We start from the raw sequence: 20,400 nt of genomic DNA on the forward strand, positions 1-20,400 counted from the left end.
CTCTGTCCGGCCGCGGGGGGGGGTGGGGTTCACCGGGTTTGCCCCCGGGCGGCGGGCGGCCCCCGGCGCGGGCTCCGCCCGCGCCTTTTTTCCTGCCTGAAATTCAAAGGAAAATCGCGGGTCCCGAGCCGTTAAAACCGCATTGTGTCGCTGATCCTCCGATTGGCCCGGTCCGCGCCCGGTGTCGCGTCGGACGCATATCGCCAAAGTCTCAAGATCCCGCGCCTCCGGTGGTCTTGCCTGCGCACCTTCGGTGATCTTGCCTGCGCACCTTCGGTGATCTTGCCTGCGCACCTTCGGTGCGACGGGGGCTCCGCCCCCAAGCCTCGATCCGTCCTGCGGACGGCTCGCCGCGCTCCGCGCGGATCGGCCTCCCCCGCGGTATTTCGGTCAAGATGAAGACGAGAACGCGCGCAGCCCGCGACTCTGGCAGGTCACGAAGCGGGCGCGGCTCGCATCAAAGCAGGGTCTGGATCAATGCAAGGCACAAGAACGGCAGCGACAGGACGCAGGCCAGCAGCAGCGCTGCCGCAGGCGTCGGGCGGGGGCGTGCGAGCGCCCGCGCAGAGGCACGGGACGCAGTGTGGCGGGGCGTGGCAGGACGCGGGAGATGTCTCTTCATGCGGTCATTAAGCCATTCACAAGTTTTCATCCGGTTAATATCCGCCATGACCGAATCCCTCGCCCTCCCCTTGCCCCAAAGCCCGGAGTTCGCCCGGTCCTGCGAGGTGATGGGCGTGCCCCTGCGCCTGTGCAAACGCGAATCCCGACGCAAGGTGACGCTGCTCTGGCAGGTGCAGTCCCGTCAGTTCGGCCCCTTGGGACGGGTCGACCTCGTCTCGCGCGGGCCGGTGGCGGAAGATACGGGAGAGCTGTCGGACTGGGCGCAGCGCTGGCGGCATTGGCACGACGGACGCCCGCTGATCCTGAACGCCGACGGCATCCCGGCAGAGGTTCTACGCGCGGGCGGCTTCTGGCCCCTGATGACTCCGGCGAGCCTCGGGGTGCTCGACCTGAGAGACGATACCGGCATGCGGGCCGCGATGCAGCAGAAGTGGCGCAATCGCCTGAACCGGGTGGAGCGGGAAGACATGACCATCTCGATCCGCCCCTTGAAACCGGACCACTGGCTGCTGGCGGCGGAGGCCGCGCAGGCGCGGGCGAAGGGGTATCGCGGCATGCCGCCGGGGGTGTCTGTGGCCTTTGCGGTGGCCAATCCCGGCGCCGCCCTTGTTTACGAGGCCCGCCACCGCGGCAAACCAGTCGCCGCCGCGCTGATGCTGCGGCACGGGCGCATGGCCACCTGGCAAATCGGACACAGCAACGACAGCGGACGCAGGCTCAACGCCATGAACCTGGTCCTGTGGGCGGCCATGCGCGACCTGCGCGACCGAGGGCACGACATGCTTGACCTCGGTATCCTCAACGCGCAGGACGCGCCCGGCCTCACGCATTTCAAGCTCGGCACCGGCGCCCGCATACACCGGCTGGGCGGCACCTGGCTGCATCTGGGGTGCCTCGCACCCATGGCGCGCTGGCTGCCGCAGCGGCTGTGCGCGTGACGGAGAGGCCCGATGCCCGATCACGGCTCCGGACCGCCGGTCAGCGCGCCAGCATCCACTCCCCTTCAGGCCAGAAGGCGTGAAAGGCAAAGGCGAACATGACGTCATGCGGCTGGTCCCGGCCGGCCGCGTCGCGCACCCGCACGCTACCGACGTCACGCCCCGCCGCGATGGTCTCCGCATCCAGCGCCGAGGCCTGCCCCGGCGTCCACTCCAGCACCACCCCGGCCTCGCGGATCACCCCCTCGGCGGCAAGGCGATCCATCGGCCAGGCCCGATCCCCAACCCGCACCACGCGCATCAAGGGCGGAATGCCATGCGGCGGCACCTCTCCGGAATACAGGAAGGGGCGATGCGACGTATCGTACCCCCGGTAGGGATTGCGGCCATAGGGCCTGTTCCACTCCGGCTCGTCCATGACCAACCCGTCGGGATTCCGCGCCTTGAACCCGGCGAAATCCTCCATCCAGGACGGCAGATGCGCCAGGCGGACGCCCGTCATCTCGCCCACGATGCCCTGCCCCAGGGCCTGCTGCCACCAGCTTTGCGTCTCTCGGTCGTACATCACCATGTCGGAATTGCGCAGCTTGCCCGAGACGCCAAAAGTGAGCATTTGACCCTCGACCCGGCGATCAAAAGCCAGCGCCGAGTTGCACAGCGGGCAGAAGGTCACCGCCACCGGCACGTCCCCCACCACGTCGTTCACGATCTCATGCCATGTGAGATAGCGGATCGGGTAGGCGCGCGGCACCTCGCCCGCGATCTCCAGCGCGATCACCGGCTCGCGATCCTCGATCCGCGTCTCCTGCGCCACCGGGATGAAGCGCGGGTCCGACAGCGCCGGAATCCCGTCCTTCGGCGGCCCGCCCGAGATGATCTCGACCCAGTTCGTCACGCTCGACGTGGAAAAATCCGTCTCCGGCCATTCGTGCTTCCAAAAGGCAGGGTCCGCCCTCGCCGCTCCGCACAACAGCCCAAAACACAGCGCCAAGGTCAGTCGCATGTCGTTCCCCCCACGTTTGGTTGCCACGACTGTGCCAAACAGGACCCGACTTGCCCAGTGCCCACCCCCAAGAGTCTTCGAACGAAGACTCTTGGCGACAGAAGAGCTTTCGTCGAAAGCTCTTCCCCAAAAACGAACCGGGCCCCCGCAAGGGAGCCCGATCAGATCACTCTGTCACGGTGACCTTGACCATGTGGTCGGGCTGTCCCGCCACCGCACCGGAGCGCGGATCGCCACGCTTGATGCTGTCGACCACGTCCATCCCGTCCGTCACCGTGCCCACCACCGTGTATTGCCCGTTCAGGAAATAGCCGGCGTCGAACATGATGAAGAACTGCGAATTGCCGCTGTCCGGCGACTGCGAGCGGGCCATGCCCACCACGCCGCGATCGAACGGCAGGTCCGAGAACTCCGCCGGCAGATCGGGACGGTCCGACCCACCCATGCCCGCACGGCGCATGTCGAATCCGTCCTTCGTCATGTTGCCAAAGGCCACGTCGCCGGTCTGCGCCATGAAGCCGTTGATCACCCGGTGAAAGACGACGCCGTCATAGGCGCCCTCCTTTGCCAGCGTGGTGATCTGCTCCACGTGCTTCGGCGCCACGTCTTCCAGCAGGTCGATGGTGATGGTGCCCTTCGAGCCACCTTCACCAGCGACCTCGATCTGTAGCCCGGTGGCAAAGGCGGGCGAGGCCATCAGCCCCAGCGCCAATACGACATTACGCAACATCGGCGGCCACCTTGACGGAGATCATCCGGTCCGGGTTCGCAGGCGGCTCGCCGCGCGTGATCGCGTCGACATGCTCCATGCCCTCGATGACCTGACCGTAGACCGTGTACTGGCCATTCAGGAAATCGTTGTCCTTGAAGTTGATGAAGAACTGCGAGTTGGCCGAGTTCGGATTCTGCGACCGGGCCGCCCCCAGCGAGCCGCGCGCATGCGGGATGCGCGAGAATTCCGCCGGCAGGTCCGGCAGCTCGGAGCCACCCGTGCCGGCGCGGCGCGGGTTGTAGTCCTTCTCCATGTTGGCGTGCTCCACGTCGCCGGTCTGCGCCATGAAACCGTCGATCACGCGATGAAAGGCCACGTTGTCATAGGCACCGGCGCGCGCCAGTTCCTTCATGCGCTCGCAGTGCTTCGGTGCCACGTCGGGCATCAGCGCGATGGTGACGGTGCCACCCTTCAGTTCCATCAGGATGGTGTTTTCGGGATCCTTGATCTCGGCCATGGGGTCCACTCCTTGTCCACATTGGGCGTTGATGTATCGCGCCACGACGGCAAAGCCAAGCAGGCGTTGACCTCCGGCGCGGTTGAGGGCAACACGGGGACAACTGGGATATGGGAGTGAAGACATGGCCTGGAAGACCCTCGACGACATGGACCTCGACGGCAAACGGGTGCTGACCCGCGTCGACATCAACGTTCCCGTCGAAGACGGCAAGGTGACCGATGCCACCCGGATCGAGCGCATCGCCGCCACCGTGCAGGACATCCTCGCCCGCGGCGGCAAGCCCGTGCTGCTGGCGCATTTCGGTCGCCCCAAGGGCGAGCGCCGCGACGACATGAGCCTCCAGATGCTCATCCCCTGCCTCGAAGAGGTGCTTGGCGTCGACGTCGTCTTTGCCGCCGACTGCATCGGTCCCGTGGCGCAGGCCGTGGTGGACACGCTGGGCGACAACCAGATCGCGCTGCTGGAAAACACCCGCTTTCACAAGGGCGAGGAAAAAAACGACCCCGAACTGGCCGCGCAGATGGCCGAGCTGGGCGACGTCTACTGCAACGACGCGTTTTCCGCCGCCCACCGCGCCCACGCCTCGACCGAGGGCCTCGCCCGCCTGCTGCCCGCCTGCGCCGGTCGCCTCATGCAGGGCGAGCTGATGGCGCTCGAATCCGCGCTCGGCACCCCGGAACGCCCGGTTCTGGCCGTCGTCGGCGGCGCCAAGGTCTCGACCAAGCTCGACCTGCTGGGCAACCTCGTCGAAAAGGTCGACATGCTGGTGATCGGCGGCGGCATGGCCAACACCTTCCTCGCCGCCCAGGGCATCGACGTGGGCAAATCGCTGTGTGAACACGACATGACTGACACCGCCCGCGTGATCCTCGGCAAGGCCGAGACCGAGGGCTGCCGCATCCTGCTGCCCACCGACGTCGTCGTCGCCCGCGAGTTCAAGGAAGGCGCCGAGTCCGAGACCGTCCCCGCCACCGCCTGCCCCGCCGACGCCATGATTCTCGACGCAGGCCCCGAGTCGGTCGCCGCCGTCAAGGCCGCCATCGACGAGGCCAAGACCCTGATCTGGAACGGCCCGCTGGGCGCCTTCGAAATCGCCCCCTTCGACACGGCAACCAACGCCGCCGCGAAACACGCAGCGCTTCGCTCGGAACACGGCCAGCTCGTCTCGGTCGCAGGCGGCGGCGACACCGTGGCCGCCCTGAACAAGGCCGGGGCCGCCAGCGACTTCTCCTACATCTCCACAGCCGGAGGCGCCTTCCTCGAATGGATGGAAGGCAAGACCCTCCCGGGCGTCGCCGCCCTCGACCAAGGCGGCCCGAGCGACGAAGAAGAATGACAAAAGGCCCCCACGCGGGGCCTTTTTCCATCAAACTCGGGCGCGTGGGCTTGCCGAAAGGACCATCGCGCCTCCACACGCCACACCCGAAAGATTTCAAGGGACGCCTTGTCACTGGAGGTCCGCACTGCGGACCTAGCAGAAAAGGAACGACGTCAGCCCTATGGCGGCTCAATTCCGGATAGCGGCCATTTGATTGAGGGGATGGGCCTGACGTCCAACGCTATCCAATCTAAATATCTGAAAATATTATATGTTGACGGGCGCCGCAAACTTCCGGCCGTAGTGCATATCGCCTGCACGGAAGGTCCCATGCCGACACGGAATGGACGTCGATGCTATAGCGGCACTCAGCCGATGACGTCCGCACGCCGTTCCAGCAGGCTCTCGTTGAGAAAATCGACGAAGAGCCGGACGCGCCTCACCCGGCGCAGGTCGCCGTGCATCAATACCCAGGTCGAGCGGCTCTGGTCGAGCTCGGTTCCCGGCACCCGTTGCAACTCGGGAAAGACGCTTTGCACCCAGACCGCCAGAAAGGTCACTCCCGCCCCGGCGCGGGCAAGGTGAATGTGCACTGCCGGATCGGTGATGGCATGACGCACCTTGGCACGGGGAAAAGGCGAGGCTGAGATCAAGGCCTGCAATTCCGGCGCCTCGCGGTATCCGAGCCAAGGTCAGACCCTCGCCGCGCGGCCCGGCATCGTGCAGATGCCTGTCGATTTAGCTGCGCCAGGCGAAGACACCGATCGACAGCGGAAACAGCTTGCGCCCTACGGCATCGCCGGTGAGATCGTGCACATGGCGGATCGAGACATCGGTCTCACGCTTTTTGATCGAGTCGATGGCGTAGGACAGGTTCATGTCGATGTGGATGTCGGGATAGAGCGACAGGAACTCGCCCAGAACCGGCGCCAGCAGGAAGTGCGCCGGCAGGCGGATGCGACCCGCCGCCTCGCCGTCGAGCCCGCGCACGGCGTTGAAACCCTGCCGCAAGCTCGCTTCGGCCTCGAGTGCCTGTGGCAGAAGCATGCGACCCGCCGCCGACAACTCCAGCCCGCCCGCACTGCGCCGGAACAGCCGCACACCGAGCTGGACCTCAAGCCCTTCGACCTGTCGGCGCACGGTCGCGTGGGTGCCGTCAAGCTGCTCGGCAGCACTGAGGAGCGATCCCGTCCGCGTCACAACCTGTCGGGCACCGGGCTCTCGGGCGAGGTGACCGCCGTGGGCAACAATGTCAGCCGGTTTTCCGTGGGCGACGCCGTCTTCGGCGAGGCGGGGCTGAAATTCGGCGGCAATGCCAGCCACATCTGCCTCGGTGAGGCCGGCGTGCTGATGAAGAAGCCCGATGGGCTGTCGCATGAGGACGCCGCCGTGATGTGCGATGGGCCGCTGACCTCGCTGAACGTCCTGCGCGAGGTGGCTGAACTGCGCGCAGGGCAAAAGACCCTGATCCGTGGAGCTTCGGGCAGCTTCGGGCAGCCTCGGGAGCGCGGCAGTCCAGATTGCCGCCGCAATGGGGGCCGAGGTGACGGGCACCTGCAGCGCCCGCAGTGCCAAAAATGGTTATCGCGCTGGGGGCCGGTCGCGTGATCGACTACGCGTCGGAGGATTTCGTCGGCGGAACCGCGCGCTACGACGTGATCTGTCACACGCTTGGTATTTCGTCCTTCGCCGAAGCCAAGGGCAGCCTCGCCCCGTCCGGCCGCTACGTCTGCCAAGTGTTGAGGCTTCGCCTGCTCGCCGCCCATTTCCTCGACGATCCGCGCTTCGCTCATGCCCGGTGTGGCGCGTCTGAGGATGATGTCGGCGTGTCGGACGCCGTCCTCCTCATGGCCGTAAAGGACGGATTGAGCCCGCATGAAGGTCGGTTCAGACCGCCAGTTGCGCCGGCCGAGCCGGTCGATATGGAGCGCGGTCTTCGCGAAATGCTCTTTGCTGCTGGCGGTATCGGTTCGTGCGAACATGATCTCGTCGACGCCCTGTTGTTCGAAGAACTGGCTGATGCTCCGGAAATGGCTGTCGATCCGGCCCCGCGCGTCGATGCAGTAGCCGGTAATCGAGATCTACGACAGATCCTGCGAGATGCGCCACAGCCCCAGGTGCAGAACCCCGTCGACCTCGTATTGATAGGTCCGGAGGCCCTTGAGGAAACGCCCCTGGAGATACCTGGTGATACATCGCCAGAAACGTGTCGGAGACGCGCATCACCCGGTAGACAAGGATGATGAGCAGCCGGAAGAGGCCGACGCTGGTGAGAAAGTTGATGAACCAGCGCAACGCGGGCAAGATCTGGTCCGCCCCGCGCAGCAGGCTGTTGATTGCGATGATGCAGGTGATCGTCGCCAGCAGGATCGCGATGTTGACCTTTTCGCGCGTATTCAGCGGGTATCTCCATTCGTGCGGGCGGAGCCGCTCTTGCGGGGCTCGGGTGCGGACGGGCGGACGGCAGGAACTGTCCCGCCTCGTACGAAGGTCGTCAGACCGGCTGCGCCTGGGCTTGGGTCATCCACAGGAGCCCGAAAAGCAGGCGCGCGGCTGAAAAACTGCTGGCCAAGGTTCAGACCGTGTTCCAGAAGGTCCAGCGCGGCAGGTAAGTGACGGTCCAATAGGTGCGGGTGGTGTCCTATGACAGGTCCATGCCGGCCAGCGCCTCGTTCATCGGCACGTTGAAGACGACCGTGACGCCAAAGCAGCCGATCAGGTAGACGAGGCCCGCAAGCAGGTTCAGCGCCCCCGAGGGGTGGGCGAGATGCGTGGCACCGTAGGCTGCGACGGCGACGGACGCGGCCGCCATGCCGAGTAACAGGGCCATGAAGACCCAGCGGAACACCTCGCGGTTGATGATCTACATGGCCTCCGCGCCACCGACCCCGCCGGTGAGCGACAGCGCGCGCATGATGAAGTCCGAGAAGGCGAGGAAAACTCCGGCGACAAGGGCATAGGCGAGGATGGCGGCTTGCATCAGGATAACGAAGAAGGGGGACATGGGAGGGCTCCTTGGTGTCAAGGGAACCGCGGCAGGGTCAGCCCGCCGCGGTGAAGGGGCTCAGCGCAGGGCGACGCGCCGGTCGGCGCGGGCCCTTGTGGGCCGGAAGGCGAAAAGGCAGAGCGCCGCGACCGTCAGTTCGAAGACGAGCGCCGCCATGATCCCCGCCGAGGGCATCCCGTCGAGGACGAGGCCGACGATGCGTCCCGCGGGAAACGCGAGAAAAACCAGCAGGGCGGCGGCAAGCGCCAGATCGCGGAGGGACGAGCGGACGAGGCCCGCCAGCATGACGGCGCCGAGGACGGCGAGCCCGGCTCCGGGCGCGCGCAGTTCGCTGAGGAGACTCGGGTCGGGACCGAGAGCAATGCCGTAGCCCGCGTAGAAGGCGTGCGGTATCGCGGTGATGGCCACGCCGATGCCGAAGGCGGAGGCGCCTGCGATGCCGAGCGCGATCTTCTGGAGACGTGTGAGGGTCATGTCATGTCCTTTCGGTGAGGATGAGCTTCGGGTCAGGCGGCGACGGGTCAGGCGGCGACGGGCCAGGCGCCCGCGCGGGCCGCGGCCCTGGCAAAGTCCGCGAAGTCGCGCGGCGGACGGCCGAGGGCGCGCATAACGCCGTCGGTGGTTTGCGCGTTGCGTCCGTCCAGCGTTTCGCGGGCGATCGCGGTGAAGACGTCGGCCACGAAGGTGCCGCCCGATTGCGCGATGTTGGCGTGGAAGTCCTCGAAGCTGATGGGGATGTGCCGGATCGGCCGCCCGATTGCGTCTGAGAGCTCCCGCGCCATGTCGGCGAAGGTCAGCAGGCGCGGGCCGGATACTTCGTAGAGTTGGCCCCGGTGGCCCTCTTCGGTCAGCGCCGCGACCGCCACGTCGGCGATGTCGGCGATGTCGATGATCGGCTCGGGCGTCTCGCCGCCGGGCATCGGCAGGACGCCGGCCAGGATCGGATCGCGCAGGTAGCCTTCGGAGAAGTTCTGCGCGAACCACGCGGCGCGGACGATGGTGAAATCGACGCCGGAGTTTCGCACGACATCTTCGCCGAGGCGCGCGTGATGCTCGCCCCGCCCCGACAGCAGGACGAGGTGCTCGACGCCAACGTCTTTCGCCGTCTCGACAAGGGAGTCGAGCTTCTCGACGGCGCCGGGGAAGGCGAGGTCGGGGAAGTAGGTGACATAGGCAGCGCGGGTTCCGCTCAGCGCGGGGGCCCAGGTCTCAGGCGCCTCCCAGTCGAAAGGGGTGCTGGAGTTGCGCGACCCGCGACGGACGCCAAGGCCCTTGGCCTCCAGTTTCGCGGCAACGCGGGCCCCGGTCTTGCCGGTGGCACCGATGACGAGGATGGGTCGATCTGGCATTGGGTTTCTCCCTTGGTTCGAGTTGACGACCAAGGGATAGGCGACGGCCTTGCGCCCGGTATTGACCGGCATCGCCAGCGTTTTGACCGACGCCGCCAGTCGCCGCCCGCGGCCCGCACATGTGACGTGTCAGCGGGTCCGTGACCTTGCAGGTCAACGCGGCGGATGCGGCGAAGGTCTGCGCCGGGCCGTGAGAGAGGCCTGGCGAGCCCGAACCGAAAGGCCCTCGCCGTGCTGCCGCATGATCGCTTCAAGCCCTTTCTGACATCTGATTGACGCGTGACCTCGCGGACGATAGGCAAACTTCCTTGGAAAACACGACGATCATCGCGATGAATTGGTGGCTGGCCTCCTGACAAGGTGGCCGGACGACCAAACGTATTCCGAGGCCGCCGCATGGGCGGTCTTTTTGTTTTCCGAGCTTCCCGATGCGCCGCCTCTCGTTTTTTGGAAGATGAAAATGAACTTACCAACCATTCTGACAGGCGACCGCACCACGGGGCCGCTTCACATCGGGCACTATGCAGGCTCGCTCGCAAACCGGCTGCGCTATCAGGACAGCCATGAATTATTTCTGTTGCTGGCGGATTCCCAAGCCTTGACCGAGAACGCCCATGATCCGGAGAAGGTGCGGCGCAGCGTGATCGAGGTCGCGCTGGATTATCTGGCCGTGGGCGTCGATCCCCGTCGGACGACGATCTGCCTGCAATCGCATCTGCCGGCGCTGGCGGAGCTGTCGATGCTCTACCTGAACTTCGTCACGGTCGCGCGGCTCGAACGGAACCCGACCATCAAGGACGAAATCCGCGCACGTGGATTCCGGCGCGACATACCCGCCGGATTTCTGTGTTATCCGGCGGCACAGGCGGCGGACATCACGGCCTTCAAGGCGACGGTCGTGCCGGTCGGCGAGGATCAGGCCCCGCTGATCGAGCAGACGAACGAGATCGTGCGACGGATCAATGCAACGGCGGATCGTGCCGTGCTGCCGGAGGCCCGGGCGGTGATCCCCAAGGCGGGCCGGTTGCCCGGTGTTGACGGCAAGGCCAAGATGTCGAAATCCGGTGGCAACGCCATTGCGCTCTCGGCGTCGTCCGACGAGATCCGAAATGCTGTCAGGGCGATGTTCACCGATCCGAACCACCTGCGTGTCGAAGATCCGGGCTGCATCGAAGGCAATGTCGTCTTCACCTATCTGGACGCCTTCGACCCCGACCAGGACGGCCTTACCGAGCTCAAGGACCAGTATCAGCGTGGCGGGCTTGGCGACGGCAAGATCAAGGCGCGTCTGGAAGCCATCCTTCAAGAGCTCATTGCCCCAATTCGCGAGCGCAGGGCACAGCTCTCCGAGGACCGCGGATACATTGTCGAGGTGATCAAGGAAGGCACGGAACGGGCGCGCGAGCGCACGGAGGCAACAAGGCGCGACGTGGTGAGTGCCTTGGGTCTGTTTCAGCTATAGCTGAACAGTGGCGGGCGATCGGGATGAGGGTCTGTTTCGTCAGAACGGCCGACACTGGCCCTACCTTCGGTGAACGGTCGCCTGTCGTGGTTCTTCAGAGCATGGCACGCGCCTTGCGGTAGCTCGCCGGTGTCGTGCCGACCCAGCGCTTGAAGGCCCGAGTAAAGGCGCTCTGCTCGGAAAACCCGGTCAAGAAGGCGATCTCGGCCAGGGAATGCCCCTCGTCGCGTAGAAGCCCCTCGGCCAGTTCGCGTCGGGTCTCCTCGGTCAGGGTCTGGAAGCTCATCCCGTGCTCTGAAAGCCTCCGGTGAAACGACCGCGCGCTGAGCCCGAGACCGCGCGCGATGTCGGCCATCTTCGGCGCGCCTTCGCTGAGCGCCTGCGCGATGGCATCCTTCGTCTGGGCGACCAGCGGCGCCTCGTCGGCTATTTCCGAGAGTTCCTTGTCGAGGTGCGAGACGAGGTAGCGCGAGATTCCCACGTCCCCGAGGATATTCGGCTGCGCCAGCGTTTGCCGCGAGAACAGGATCGCGTCGAGATCCGCCCCGAACCGGACGGGGCAGCCAAACCAGTCCTCGTGCGCCGCGATCGATTTCGGTGCGGGATGCCGGGCCATAACTTCGAGCGGCGCCACTGGCACCGGGCTGACCTGCCGGGCGATCGAGACGGCGCTTGCCAGCGTCGCCTCGTTCGACAGGCGCATGCCCAGCCGCCGTTCGCCGGGGCGGTGCAGGATGAACAGCGTTCCCCGCGGATCGGGGCGCAACTCGTACGACACCACACTGGTCCAGAGGCGGGCATACCGTTCGACCCGCGCGTAGGATCCGCCCAGTGTCGTCGCCGCCTTGAACCCCAGTCCCAGCGCGCCGTATTCGTCAAGTCGCATCGCGGCCCCCGTGCGCACGGGCAGATCGGTGACATCGACCTTGGCCGCGATCCGTTCGAGCATGTCGTAATATCTGACGGCCGGGATCATCGCCTTCGGATCCCAGGGGCCCTCAGGGTCGATGCCCGCGCCGCGCAGGAGCGCCGCGCCGTCGACGGCGTCGCCGGCAGCGGCGATAATCTTGCGCGCGAAGAGCGAAGTCACGTAGCCCATGGCACCAGCCTATCCGGAGGGACCGCAGAGACAAAGCTACTTGGTGGCAGCGGCAAACCAGACCTCGGCTGTAGAGCACGCGGCAGGGCGGTGACCCGCAACCGAAACCCGGAGTGGCGGAAATCGAGGGGTCTTTGTCCTAACGGTCAACGGCCAGTTCGGCGTAGTGTCCGACCATGGAACAAAAGACGACACATCGGACAGAAGAACGCGGGCGCAGCGTGGTCATGGTCACCTACCCGGATGCCCATATCCTCGACGTGGTTGGCCCGCTGGAGGTGCTGACCGGCGCGAAATACTTCCTGCCCGAAGGCCCCGCGCCCTACGACGTACGGCTTGCCGCCGCGCAGACCGGACCGGTCCCGACCACCTCGGGCCTGATCCTCACGGCCGATCTCGGCTTTGCCGAGGCGATGAACGACACCGCCCCCATCGACACGCTGATCGTCAGCGGCGGCCACGGGACGATGGCGGCGGTCGAAGACAGGGCTCTTCTGGACTTCGTGCGCAAGGCCGCGACGAGGGCGCGACGTATCGTCTCGATCTGCACCGGCGCGATGATCCTGGCCGAGATCGGCCTGCTCGACGGTCGCCGCGCGAGCACGCATTGGTGGTGGTGTCCGATCCTCAAGAGCCGCTATCCGAAGGTACGCGTCGAGCGCGACGCCATCTTCGTGCGTGACGGCAATATCTGGACCTCGGCCGGCGTGACGGCCGGCATGGACCTGGCGCTTGCGCTGGTCGAGATGGACTGGGGCCATGACGTTGCGCTGCAAGTGGCGCGCTACAACGTGATGTACATGATGCGCCCCGGCGGACAGTCACAGTTCAGCGCGCACCTCGTGGCGCAGGCCGCCGAGGATCCGGCGATCAATGCCACGCTCGAATTCATCCTCGCCAACCCGGGCGACGCGCTCACCGTGACAGCCCTCGCCGCGCGCGCGGGTCTCTCCGAGCGCACCTTCGCCCGCCGCTTCAAGGACGAGACCGGCCTGACGCCGGCCTCCTATGTCGAGACGGCCAGGGTGCAGGCGGCACGGGTCGCACTGGAAACGAGACCGCAGGGCATCGAGCAGATCGCCCGCGACACGGGCTTCCAGAACGCCGAGCGCATGCGCCGCGCCTTCCAGCGTCATCTCGGCGTCTCGGCGTCGGAATATCGCGACCGCTTCGGAGGGGTCCATCAGGCGGCCGACCAGATCCGGGACGGCCCCGGCTAGACCGCGCCTTTTCCCCCTCACCACACGCGGATCCCGCTCGGACACTGTCCGGGCGCGGGTTCTTCTTTTCCAGACCGCAAGGAACCTCTCAAATGAAACCCCTTCTTCTCCTGACGGCTGCGGCCATCGGCCTGACCGCCTGCGCCGACAGCGGCGCCAACTACAGACCCATTCTCGATGGCGCCCCTTCGGCCGCGTTCCAAAGCGACCTCGCCGCCTGCCAGACCCTGGCCCGCGACCAGCGGCAGTTCGATCAGGAAACCGCCGGTGCAGCGGTCATGGGCGCTGGAGCCGGTGCCCTGCTCGGCGAACTCGACGATGACGGAGATGCCCTTGGCGGCGCCGTTGCCGGTGCGCTGGCCGGAGGCATCGCCGGCGCGGTGAATGCGAGCGAACGCCGCGAAGCCATCGTCGTGGAGTGCCTGCGTGGCCGTGGCCACCGGGTCGTTGGCTAGGGGGGACCCGTCATGAATGACATTCTGCATCATCGCCGCCATCGCTTCGACGCGCTCTTTGCGCTTCTGACCGGTCGGGACATCGCTCCAGTGCCGCAGACACCGCAATTGCTCCGCGACATCGGTGTCGCCGAACCCCTCACGCCAGTCATGCCATCGTGCATGACGCCGTTGGTGCTGGCCATCCGTGCAGGCTTCCAGATGACCCGGGAGGACACCCCGTGACAGCCCCCCCATCCCGCCTTCATGCTGCGATCGGCATTTTCCGGCTTTGAAGGAACATTTCCCATGAAAACCGTCTTCATTGCCGGTGCGACCGGTTATCTCGGTCGCCACCTGTGCGCCGAATACGGGCGGCGCGGCTGGCATGTCACCGCCCTCATCCGGGATGCACCGCGCGCAGGCGATCTGGCCGCCGATACCCTTGTCGAGGCCGAAGCCACCCGGGCCGAGACGCTGACCGGTCTCATGGAGGGCGCGGATCTTGTCGTATCCGCCCTCGGCATCACCCGGCAGGCAGACGGGCTGAGCTACCAGGATGTGGATTTCCAGGCCAATCTGAACCTGCTGCGCGAGGCAGAGCGCGCGGGTGTCGAGCGCTTTGCATACGTCCATGTCCTGAACGCCGACGCCATGCGGCAGGTCCCGCTCGTCGCCGCCAAGGCCGAATTCGTGGACGCGCTGCGCGCCTCTGAACTGCCGTCGACCGTGATCGCGCCGTCGGGTTACTTCTCGGACATGGGCGATTTTCTGGCGATGGCCCGGTCGGGGCGCGTCTGGCTCTTTGCGCCCGGCACGCACCGGATCAACCCGATCCACGGGGCGGACATGGCTGCCGCCACGGCAGAGGCGACGGAGGCCAGGACCGACTGGCTGGACGTGGGCGGCCCCGAGACCTTCACCCACTGCGATCTCGCGCGTCTTGCGGCGGCATCGCTGGGCCGCCACGTCTCCATCACCATGCTGCCCGACTGGATGCGCCGCGCGGTTCTGACACTTCTGCCGCGTATGACGCCGCGCCGACTCCATGGTCCCGCGCATTTCTTCCTTGCCGCGATGTCCCGCGACATGGTCGGGACGCCGTTCGGGACACGCCGGCTGGGCGCATATTTCGAGACCCTGTCGACCTAGCTGCAGGCAATTTCCAAAGGAATTTGTGCATGACCCTCTCCCGCATCGGCGGTTTCGCCGCCCTTGTCTGCGCCGCCACGTACCTGATCGGCTTCGCCCTGCTGGTCACGCTGCTGGCGCCGCTCGGGTTCGGCACGTCCCGGATCGACCCCGCCGCCATCGTGACCTTCATAGACGCGCGGCCCGGCGTGATGATCGCGTGGAACACGACGATCTACGTCGTGAACGCGCTTGCCCTCGTGGTCCTTGTGGTCGCGCTGGCGCACCGGCTTTCGCCCGCGCCAGGCTTGGTCGACGTCACGCGCGGGTTCGGCCTGATCTGGGCGGCATTGGTTCTGGGCGCGGGCATGATCGCCAATGTCGCCGTCGAACGCGCGGCGGTCCTGTTCGCGGAGGATCCTGTCGCGGCGGCCGATCTGTGGGCCGTGCTCCACGCTATCGAGCTTGGCCTTGGCGGCGGTAACGAGATCGCGGGGGGCATCTGGATCCTCTGCGTCAGCATCGCCGCCGGGCGGACCCGCCGCCTTCCCCGCAACGTCAACGCGCTTGGGCTGCTCACGGGACTGGGCGGGCTGGTGACGATCTTTCCACCGCTGGGCGACGTGGCGGGCGCGGTTTTCGGGGTGAGCGCCATCGCCTGGTTCATCGCCGTGGGGGTGGCCTTGCTGCGCCGGGGCGGGACCGCCGCAGCGGGTGTCGGGGGGCGCGCGGCATGACGCGATCCGGGCAGGCATTGCAGCAGCTGACGGACGCCGAGCAGAGGCGAAGCGCCGCCCATGGCGTGCGCCTGCATGTCCGCTCGGGCGACGGTCAGGTCGATATCCGCGCGGCCGCGGGGGGCGGCGGACCCCGACATTCGCTTCCCCATCGCCAGCATCTCGAAGATGTTCACGGCGGCGCTGATCGTCCAGTTGTGCGATGAGGGGACACTCTCCCCCGACCAGACGGTTCAAAGCGCCCTGCCCGCGATCGACCTTTCGGGCCTGCATGGTGTGAAGGGCGTCGATCACAGCCCGCGGCTCACCCTCCGCCAGCTTCTGTTCCAGACCTCCGGGCTTGCCGACGACCACGAGGGCGGCGTGGCGGGCGACCTGATACGCTCGAAGGATTACGCCTACGACCTTTCCGACGTGCTGGCGTGGGCCAAGGCGGGACGCCCATTTGCAGCGCCCGACAGCGGCCGCGCGCATTCCTCCCACACCAACTTCCAGCTTCTGGGCGCAGTCATCGAAGGAGCGACGGGCCGCCTGTCCTTCGGCGACGGCTGCAAGAGCAGATCTGCGCGCCCCTCGGCCTGAGCCGAACGGCCCTCTTCGCCCCTGCCGGGGACGATGGCGCAACGCTGCCGGTCTGGCACAAGGACCTCCCGCTCAAGGTCCCCGGCCTCCTGTCCAGCTGGGGGCCGGACGGCGGCATCGTGTCGGACACGGGTGACATGCTGACGTTTCTGCGCGCCTTCAATCAGGGACGCCTGTGCCGTCCTGAGAATACGAGCGTGTTCCGCCAGTGGAAAAAATGCAGTCCCCGCTCCAGTACGGCGGCGGCCTCATGCGCTTCAGGCTTCCGGGGTGGATGACCCTCTGGCAACCATCGCCCGAGTTGATCCGGCATTCCGGCGCCAGCGCCTCCTTCGCCTATCACGCGCCCGAACGGGACATGTATCTGGTCGGGCCCCTCAATCAGACAGATGCACCGAAACGACCTTTCGCTTTCATGCTGAAGGTTCTGAAAGCCGTCGAAGCCCAGGAAGACCGCTCAAGAAGACCGCACATGAAGACGGTCCTGACTTGGGGTCTGACAGGGGCAGCCCTGCTGGTCGCCCCAGTCATCGCGCTCTTCGTCGAGACACGCCGCGACTACGTTGTTGCGGCCCTCGTGACCGAGGACGCGACTCTACCCTCGCGGGAGGTTTCCGGGGTCGCGCTGCACGTACAGATCGTTGTCGCGCGCCCGACACGCCGACCATCGTCGTCCTGCACGGCGGCGCGGGCGGCGATGTCCACTCACTGCTCGGGCTGTCCTCCCTGTCCAACACCCACTGCGTCGTCTTGTACGACCAGCGCGGCGCGGTCCTGTCCGAACGCGTGGCGGCGGATCTCCTGACGCTCGACGGCGATCTCGCGGCGTTGGACGCCGTCATCGCCATGGCGTCGCCCGACCAGACCGTGGTGCTGATCGGTCATTCCTGGGGGGCGATGCTGGCCTCGGCCTATCTCGGGGTGCATCCGGACAGGGTCACACGCGCCTTGCTGATCGAGCCGGGCTATCTGGGCACCGATGGCAAGGCGGCTTGGAAGGCACCCGCGCCCGAGTTCATGTCAGGCGCGCGCTACGCGGTGGCCGCCGTCCAGAACGGCCTTCGCGCCACTCATGTGACCGGACCGGACGACCATCCAAGGGATGACGTCCTGATCGGGCAGATGGTCGGGGTCTTAGCAAACCATCCTGACAACCCATACCATTGCGGCGAGGACTACACCGCGGCCAGCGGGCGGTTCGGAGCCGTGGCACGCGCGCGCTGGCGGGATGCGCCAGACACCGATCTGGATCGGATCGCGCGGGGAACCGGATATCCCGGCCCTGTCCAGTTACTGGCAGGCGGCTACAAAGACTGGACGCGCGCTCTGCTGCAGACGTGGCACACGGCGCTGTTTGCCGACGCGAGACCAGAGGTCATCCCGAACGCTGGCCCCGAGGTCATCTGGGACAATCCAGGCGCAGCCATGCCAGTGATCCGCACCTTTCTGGGGGGCGCCGACTAAAGGACCTCGACGGATGAAACCCAGACGCATCTCCGCCGGTCTTTCGGGCCTCACCGTTGTTCCCGCCGATCAGAACACACCGAATGCGCGTGTCGAGGCCCTGGCCGCCGACCATCTGGGCGCGGCCGTTGCCATCGTGAGCCCGTTCGGAATGGTGTCATCGGCGGCCGGCGATGCCGATCCTGACGGTCGGGTCATGACACCCGGTACGCCAATTCGAATCGCCTCCCACACCAAGAGCTTCACCGCCGCCGCGATCCTGAGGCTTTGGGAAACGGGGCGCTTCGATCTCGATGCGCCGATCGGCGCGCTGATCCCGGCTGCGCAGATCGACATGTTCCGCGCTGGAGGTTATGACCCGAATGCGATCACCGTGCGCCCCATGCTTTTGCACAGCAGCGGACCGGCGGATCATGCTAAGACCGTCTCATATCAGGCAGCCGTCTTCGCGGATCCCGGCCGGATCTGGACCAGAGCCGATCAGCTCGCGGTTCTTCGGGAGGCGACCGAGCCGACAGGGCTCCCGGGCGCCCGTTTTCACTTCTCCGACACCGGCTACGCCATCCTGGGCGGGATCGTCGAGCGCCAAACCGGACTGCCATTGGGCCAAGCCGTGCGCGATCTGCTCAGGTTGGATGAGACAGCAATGCGTTGGAAGGGGGAATTGCCGGCAGACGGGGCCGCGCGGGCGCATCCATGGATCGGCGAGACGAATACCTTTGCCATCCACGGCAGCATCGACGCCCATGGCGGCGGCGGGATCGTTGCGCGCGTGGAGGCGACCGCCCGAGCCTATGCAGCCTTGATCGGTGGATCGGTATTCGATGACCCGCAGACGCTGGAGGTGATGTTGGCGGCCCCCGACCATCCCGAGGGCAGCCCCTACCGGATGGAATTCCATGCCGATCACCTCGACGGCGTCGCGGCCTATCGCCATGCCGGGTTCTGGGGGATCGAGGCTCTTGCCCTTCCGAAACAGCGCCTGGTGATCGTGGCGACAGTCCTGAACCACAGCCTTCGAGAGCTTGTCGATCGGCTTGCGTTGGACTGGATACAATAACAGCGTTGACTGCACAGGCGGGCCAGCGCGCGGTCGCGCGCTTGTGCCGAGGGCGACCGTTCGACGACTTGGCGCTCGTTGCGAACGGCTCTGCGCGTTGGCCCTAGCGCCAGTGCTCGTGGGCTACCGCTACGGGGTCGGCAGTGTCACCTGCGTCTCGACCCCGATACGGCGCAGGAAATCCTCGTCATGGCTGACCACCAGCAAGGCCCCGTCATAGGCGCGGAGTGCGATTTCGAGGGTTTCGATCGCGTCCAGGTCGAGGTGATTGGTCGGCTCGTCGAGAATGAGAAATTCGGGTGCCGGATCGGCGGCGAAGACGCAGGCGAGCGCGGCGCGCAATCGCTCGCCCCCGCTGAGGCTGCCGACGTGACGCTCGGCATCCGTGTTGCGGAAGGCGAAGCGGGCCAGTGCGGCATGGGTCGCGTTGCGCGACAGGCCGGGCTGCAGCCCTTTCAGGTTCGCGAGCAGGGATCGGTTCGGCTGCAGAAATGACAGGTGCTGGTCGAGGAAAGGCGGATCGGGTCGGGCGCACCAGACGCTCCCGTCAAAACCGCCCGACCGACCGGAAACGGCCCGCAGGACCGTTGACTTGCCAGCCCCGTTCGGACCCGAGAGCGCAACCCGCTCCGGTCCGGTCAGCGTCAGACTGACCGGACCGATCACGGGACCGTTCCGGTGGCGGATGATCAGATGGTCCACGACAAGCACCTTGCGGCCGACCGGCAAACCGCAGGGTGGTAGCGTGAACGACATCGGCCGCGCCCGCTCGGTCTCCGACCGGGCGTCAGCCACGGCGAGTGCCGCCTCCTGACCCTGCCGTTCGGCCAGGCGCTGTCCGGCGCCCGACGTGGCCTCGGCGCGCGCCTTCCGCGCGTTCGTCACCAGCTTCGGCTGGCTTCCATCGGCCGCAGCTCGGCGACCGCTCGCCGCCCTGCGCGCCTGCCGGTCCGCCCGGGTGCGCGCGGCCTTCGCGACCTCGGCAGCGTGGGTTTCGGCCCGATCGAGCCGCCGTTCGAGACGATCCAGCCGGGCGGCCCTGTCGGCGGCATGCGCCGACCAGCCGCCCGCCGTGACATGGCAGCCCTGCGGGGTCAGTTCCACGATCCAGTCCACCCGCTCCAGTAGGCCGCGGTCGTGACTGGCCACGACGACCCAGCCTCGCCAATCTTCCAGCAGCCGGTAGACCGCATCGCGCCCGGCAGCGTCCATATTGTTGGTCGGTTCGTCCAGAAGCAGCAGATCGGGCGCATCAAGCAACGCCCGCGCAATCATCAGCCGGATCCGCTCGCCCCCGCTCAGACCCTGCACGGCGCGCCCAAGGTCAAGATCTCGAAGGCCGACACGCGCCAACTCTTCCGAAAGACGCGCCTCCAACGTCCAGTCTGCGTCGGCCGCGTCCTCGGGGCTGCCGCGGCCGGCTTCGAGCCGCGCCAACGTCGCGACGGCCCGGGTTACGCCAAGCGCGTCTGCGATGGTCTCGAGGCCGGTGTCGATCTCCTGCTCCACAAGCCGAACCGAAGCCGGGACCGAGACCTGTCCCGTCGCGAGTACCGGCTCGCCGGCGAGGAGGCGCAGAAGGCTCGACTTGCCACACCCGTTCCGACCCACCAACCCGTAGCGTGCTGGACCGATCGTCAGCGACAGGTCGGAAACGAGCGGCGTGGCGTCGGGACGCAGGAGCGCGAGCGCATCGAGTTTGGCAAGAGCAGACATGCAGACCTCTGATATCCGTTGGGA

The 20,400-nt window shown here is 66.6% G+C and carries 26 protein-coding genes; 14 read left to right on the top strand and 12 right to left on the bottom strand.

The window, feature by feature from the left end:
* Positions 1-457: 457 nt before the first annotated feature.
* Complete coding sequence (locus ACP16H_RS04125; RefSeq protein ID WP_425070986.1) at positions 458-622, bottom strand: hypothetical protein; 165 nt, start codon at positions 620-622, stop codon at positions 458-460.
* Positions 623-668: 46 nt separating this feature from the next.
* Between ACP16H_RS04125 and ACP16H_RS04130 the strand changes: the two genes are divergently transcribed.
* On the top strand, positions 669-1,562 hold the full coding sequence (locus tag ACP16H_RS04130; RefSeq protein WP_425070987.1) for a GNAT family N-acetyltransferase: 894 nt from the start codon (positions 669-671) through the stop codon (positions 1,560-1,562).
* A 40-nt stretch (positions 1,563-1,602) separates the two neighbouring features.
* On the opposite strand, the gene ACP16H_RS04135 is transcribed toward ACP16H_RS04130, so the two are convergent.
* From ACP16H_RS04135 to ACP16H_RS04145, 3 genes are all read right to left on the bottom strand, one after another.
* Positions 1,603-2,565 (bottom strand): DUF3179 domain-containing protein, encoded by a 963-nt coding sequence (locus tag ACP16H_RS04135; protein WP_425070988.1) that lies wholly within the window; start codon positions 2,563-2,565, stop codon positions 1,603-1,605.
* A 166-nt stretch (positions 2,566-2,731) separates the two neighbouring features.
* Entirely contained in the window at positions 2,732-3,295 is a 564-nt protein-coding gene (locus tag ACP16H_RS04140; protein ID WP_425070989.1) for a peptidylprolyl isomerase, read from the bottom strand.
* A complete protein-coding gene (locus ACP16H_RS04145) occupies positions 3,285-3,794 on the bottom strand; it encodes a peptidylprolyl isomerase (protein ID WP_425070990.1) in 510 nt (169 codons plus the stop codon). The genes ACP16H_RS04140 and ACP16H_RS04145 overlap by 11 nt, the downstream gene beginning before the upstream one ends.
* Before the next feature lie 124 nt (positions 3,795-3,918).
* Between ACP16H_RS04145 and ACP16H_RS04150 the strand changes: the two genes are divergently transcribed.
* Positions 3,919-5,133 carry a phosphoglycerate kinase gene (locus ACP16H_RS04150; RefSeq protein WP_425070991.1) on the top strand — a complete coding sequence of 405 codons (1,215 nt, stop codon included), beginning with the start codon at positions 3,919-3,921 and terminating at the stop codon, positions 5,131-5,133.
* A gap of 350 nt (positions 5,134-5,483) precedes the next feature.
* On the opposite strand, the gene ACP16H_RS04155 is transcribed toward ACP16H_RS04150, so the two are convergent.
* The gene (locus ACP16H_RS04155; protein WP_425070992.1) at positions 5,484-5,777 is read right to left on the bottom strand and encodes a hypothetical protein; all 294 of its coding nucleotides are present in this window, start codon (positions 5,775-5,777) and stop codon (positions 5,484-5,486) included.
* 76 nt (positions 5,778-5,853) lie between these two features.
* Positions 5,854-6,315, bottom strand: a complete 462-nt coding sequence (locus tag ACP16H_RS04160) for a LysR family transcriptional regulator (RefSeq protein WP_425070993.1) — start codon at positions 6,313-6,315, stop codon at positions 5,854-5,856.
* 39 nt (positions 6,316-6,354) lie between these two features.
* Between ACP16H_RS04160 and ACP16H_RS04165 the strand changes: the two genes are divergently transcribed.
* The 3 genes from ACP16H_RS04165 to ACP16H_RS04175 are packed head-to-tail and all read left to right on the top strand — an operon-like array spanning position 6,355 to position 7,672.
* Positions 6,355-6,723: a hypothetical protein gene (locus tag ACP16H_RS04165; RefSeq protein WP_425070994.1), complete on the top strand. Its 369-nt coding sequence runs from the start codon at positions 6,355-6,357 to the stop codon at positions 6,721-6,723.
* Entirely contained in the window at positions 6,720-7,358 is a 639-nt protein-coding gene (locus ACP16H_RS04170; RefSeq protein ID WP_425070995.1) for a hypothetical protein, read from the top strand. Before ACP16H_RS04165 ends, ACP16H_RS04170 begins: the two co-directional genes overlap by 4 nt.
* Positions 7,359-7,396: 38 nt before the next feature.
* The gene (locus ACP16H_RS04175; RefSeq protein ID WP_425070996.1) at positions 7,397-7,672 is read left to right on the top strand and encodes a hypothetical protein; all 276 of its coding nucleotides are present in this window, start codon (positions 7,397-7,399) and stop codon (positions 7,670-7,672) included.
* Positions 7,673-7,756: 84 nt separating this feature from the next.
* On the opposite strand, the gene ACP16H_RS04180 is transcribed toward ACP16H_RS04175, so the two are convergent.
* Genes ACP16H_RS04180 through ACP16H_RS04195 form a run of 4 tightly spaced genes read right to left on the bottom strand, consistent with a single transcriptional unit; the run spans position 7,757 to position 9,471 of the window.
* On the bottom strand, positions 7,757-7,945 hold the full coding sequence (locus ACP16H_RS04180) for an anthrone oxygenase family protein (protein WP_425070997.1): 189 nt from the start codon (positions 7,943-7,945) through the stop codon (positions 7,757-7,759).
* Between the two features lie 33 nt (positions 7,946-7,978).
* A complete protein-coding gene (locus ACP16H_RS04185) occupies positions 7,979-8,119 on the bottom strand; it encodes a hypothetical protein (protein WP_425070998.1) in 141 nt (46 codons plus the stop codon).
* A 60-nt stretch (positions 8,120-8,179) separates the two neighbouring features.
* Positions 8,180-8,596: a DUF4345 domain-containing protein gene (locus tag ACP16H_RS04190; RefSeq protein ID WP_425070999.1), complete on the bottom strand. Its 417-nt coding sequence runs from the start codon at positions 8,594-8,596 to the stop codon at positions 8,180-8,182.
* Between the two features lie 47 nt (positions 8,597-8,643).
* A complete protein-coding gene (locus ACP16H_RS04195; RefSeq protein ID WP_425071000.1) occupies positions 8,644-9,471 on the bottom strand; it encodes an NAD(P)H-binding protein in 828 nt (275 codons plus the stop codon).
* 460 nt (positions 9,472-9,931) lie between these two features.
* Between ACP16H_RS04195 and trpS the strand changes: the two genes are divergently transcribed.
* The gene (gene trpS / locus ACP16H_RS04200) at positions 9,932-10,933 is read left to right on the top strand and encodes a tryptophan--tRNA ligase (protein WP_425071129.1); all 1,002 of its coding nucleotides are present in this window, start codon (positions 9,932-9,934) and stop codon (positions 10,931-10,933) included.
* Positions 10,934-11,027: 94 nt separating this feature from the next.
* Here the strand turns inward: trpS and ACP16H_RS04205 are convergent, their stop codons facing one another.
* On the bottom strand, positions 11,028-12,032 hold the full coding sequence (locus tag ACP16H_RS04205) for an AraC family transcriptional regulator (RefSeq protein WP_425071001.1): 1,005 nt from the start codon (positions 12,030-12,032) through the stop codon (positions 11,028-11,030).
* A gap of 176 nt (positions 12,033-12,208) precedes the next feature.
* Here ACP16H_RS04205 and ACP16H_RS04210 point away from each other — a divergent pair, with 176 nt between their 5' ends.
* The 8 genes from ACP16H_RS04210 to ACP16H_RS04245 all read left to right on the top strand — a co-directional run bounded on the left by ACP16H_RS04210 (position 12,209) and on the right by ACP16H_RS04245 (position 18,660).
* The gene (locus ACP16H_RS04210) at positions 12,209-13,252 is read left to right on the top strand and encodes a GlxA family transcriptional regulator (protein WP_425071002.1); all 1,044 of its coding nucleotides are present in this window, start codon (positions 12,209-12,211) and stop codon (positions 13,250-13,252) included.
* A 92-nt stretch (positions 13,253-13,344) separates the two neighbouring features.
* Positions 13,345-13,707, top strand: a complete 363-nt coding sequence (locus ACP16H_RS04215) for a glycine zipper family protein (protein ID WP_425071003.1) — start codon at positions 13,345-13,347, stop codon at positions 13,705-13,707.
* A 12-nt stretch (positions 13,708-13,719) separates the two neighbouring features.
* Entirely contained in the window at positions 13,720-13,932 is a 213-nt protein-coding gene (locus ACP16H_RS04220) for a hypothetical protein (RefSeq protein WP_425071004.1), read from the top strand.
* Positions 13,933-13,995: 63 nt separating this feature from the next.
* Positions 13,996-14,838: an SDR family oxidoreductase gene (locus ACP16H_RS04225; RefSeq protein ID WP_425071005.1), complete on the top strand. Its 843-nt coding sequence runs from the start codon at positions 13,996-13,998 to the stop codon at positions 14,836-14,838.
* 29 nt (positions 14,839-14,867) lie between these two features.
* Positions 14,868-15,554 (top strand): hypothetical protein, encoded by a 687-nt coding sequence (locus ACP16H_RS04230; RefSeq protein ID WP_425071006.1) that lies wholly within the window; start codon positions 14,868-14,870, stop codon positions 15,552-15,554.
* A gap of 60 nt (positions 15,555-15,614) precedes the next feature.
* Positions 15,615-16,136: a serine hydrolase domain-containing protein gene (locus ACP16H_RS04235; protein WP_425071007.1), complete on the top strand. Its 522-nt coding sequence runs from the start codon at positions 15,615-15,617 to the stop codon at positions 16,134-16,136.
* A gap of 270 nt (positions 16,137-16,406) precedes the next feature.
* Complete coding sequence (locus ACP16H_RS04240) at positions 16,407-17,600, top strand: alpha/beta fold hydrolase (RefSeq protein ID WP_425071008.1); 1,194 nt, start codon at positions 16,407-16,409, stop codon at positions 17,598-17,600.
* A gap of 13 nt (positions 17,601-17,613) precedes the next feature.
* Positions 17,614-18,660 (top strand): serine hydrolase domain-containing protein, encoded by a 1,047-nt coding sequence (locus tag ACP16H_RS04245; RefSeq protein WP_425071009.1) that lies wholly within the window; start codon positions 17,614-17,616, stop codon positions 18,658-18,660.
* A gap of 129 nt (positions 18,661-18,789) precedes the next feature.
* On the opposite strand, the gene ACP16H_RS04250 is transcribed toward ACP16H_RS04245, so the two are convergent.
* On the bottom strand, positions 18,790-20,376 hold the full coding sequence (locus ACP16H_RS04250; RefSeq protein ID WP_425071010.1) for an ATP-binding cassette domain-containing protein: 1,587 nt from the start codon (positions 20,374-20,376) through the stop codon (positions 18,790-18,792).
* Positions 20,377-20,400: the final 24 nt, after the last annotated feature.

The organism is Sagittula sp. S175 (genome assembly GCF_049800975.1).
In the GTDB taxonomy this organism is placed as follows: domain Bacteria; phylum Pseudomonadota; class Alphaproteobacteria; order Rhodobacterales; family Rhodobacteraceae; genus Sagittula.

What these genes read in the sequence shown, in the direction of transcription:
- ACP16H_RS04125 (WP_425070986.1), bottom strand. Translation starts at nt 622, where the DNA reads ATGAAGAGACATCTCCCGCGTCCTGCCACGCCCCGCCACACTGCGTCC.
- ACP16H_RS04130 (WP_425070987.1), top strand. Translation starts at nt 669, where the DNA reads ATGACCGAATCCCTCGCCCTCCCCTTGCCCCAAAGCCCGGAGTTCGCC.
- ACP16H_RS04135 (WP_425070988.1), bottom strand. Translation starts at nt 2,565, where the DNA reads ATGCGACTGACCTTGGCGCTGTGTTTTGGGCTGTTGTGCGGAGCGGCG.
- ACP16H_RS04140 (WP_425070989.1), bottom strand. Translation starts at nt 3,295, where the DNA reads ATGTTGCGTAATGTCGTATTGGCGCTGGGGCTGATGGCCTCGCCCGCC.
- ACP16H_RS04145 (WP_425070990.1), bottom strand. Translation starts at nt 3,794, where the DNA reads ATGGCCGAGATCAAGGATCCCGAAAACACCATCCTGATGGAACTGAAG.
- ACP16H_RS04150 (WP_425070991.1), top strand. Translation starts at nt 3,919, where the DNA reads ATGGCCTGGAAGACCCTCGACGACATGGACCTCGACGGCAAACGGGTG.
- ACP16H_RS04175 (WP_425070996.1), top strand. Translation starts at nt 7,397, where the DNA reads ATGAACCAGCGCAACGCGGGCAAGATCTGGTCCGCCCCGCGCAGCAGG.
- ACP16H_RS04180 (WP_425070997.1), bottom strand. Translation starts at nt 7,945, where the DNA reads ATGGCCCTGTTACTCGGCATGGCGGCCGCGTCCGTCGCCGTCGCAGCC.
- ACP16H_RS04185 (WP_425070998.1), bottom strand. Translation starts at nt 8,119, where the DNA reads ATGTCCCCCTTCTTCGTTATCCTGATGCAAGCCGCCATCCTCGCCTAT.
- ACP16H_RS04190 (WP_425070999.1), bottom strand. Translation starts at nt 8,596, where the DNA reads ATGACCCTCACACGTCTCCAGAAGATCGCGCTCGGCATCGCAGGCGCC.
- ACP16H_RS04195 (WP_425071000.1), bottom strand. Translation starts at nt 9,471, where the DNA reads ATGCCAGATCGACCCATCCTCGTCATCGGTGCCACCGGCAAGACCGGG.
- trpS (WP_425071129.1), top strand. Translation starts at nt 9,932, where the DNA reads ATGAACTTACCAACCATTCTGACAGGCGACCGCACCACGGGGCCGCTT.
- ACP16H_RS04205 (WP_425071001.1), bottom strand. Translation starts at nt 12,032, where the DNA reads ATGGGCTACGTGACTTCGCTCTTCGCGCGCAAGATTATCGCCGCTGCC.
- ACP16H_RS04210 (WP_425071002.1), top strand. Translation starts at nt 12,209, where the DNA reads ATGGAACAAAAGACGACACATCGGACAGAAGAACGCGGGCGCAGCGTG.
- ACP16H_RS04215 (WP_425071003.1), top strand. Translation starts at nt 13,345, where the DNA reads ATGAAACCCCTTCTTCTCCTGACGGCTGCGGCCATCGGCCTGACCGCC.
- ACP16H_RS04220 (WP_425071004.1), top strand. Translation starts at nt 13,720, where the DNA reads ATGAATGACATTCTGCATCATCGCCGCCATCGCTTCGACGCGCTCTTT.
- ACP16H_RS04225 (WP_425071005.1), top strand. Translation starts at nt 13,996, where the DNA reads ATGAAAACCGTCTTCATTGCCGGTGCGACCGGTTATCTCGGTCGCCAC.
- ACP16H_RS04230 (WP_425071006.1), top strand. Translation starts at nt 14,868, where the DNA reads ATGACCCTCTCCCGCATCGGCGGTTTCGCCGCCCTTGTCTGCGCCGCC.
- ACP16H_RS04235 (WP_425071007.1), top strand. Translation starts at nt 15,615, where the DNA reads ATGGCGTGCGCCTGCATGTCCGCTCGGGCGACGGTCAGGTCGATATCC.
- ACP16H_RS04245 (WP_425071009.1), top strand. Translation starts at nt 17,614, where the DNA reads ATGAAACCCAGACGCATCTCCGCCGGTCTTTCGGGCCTCACCGTTGTT.
- ACP16H_RS04250 (WP_425071010.1), bottom strand. Translation starts at nt 20,376, where the DNA reads ATGTCTGCTCTTGCCAAACTCGATGCGCTCGCGCTCCTGCGTCCCGAC.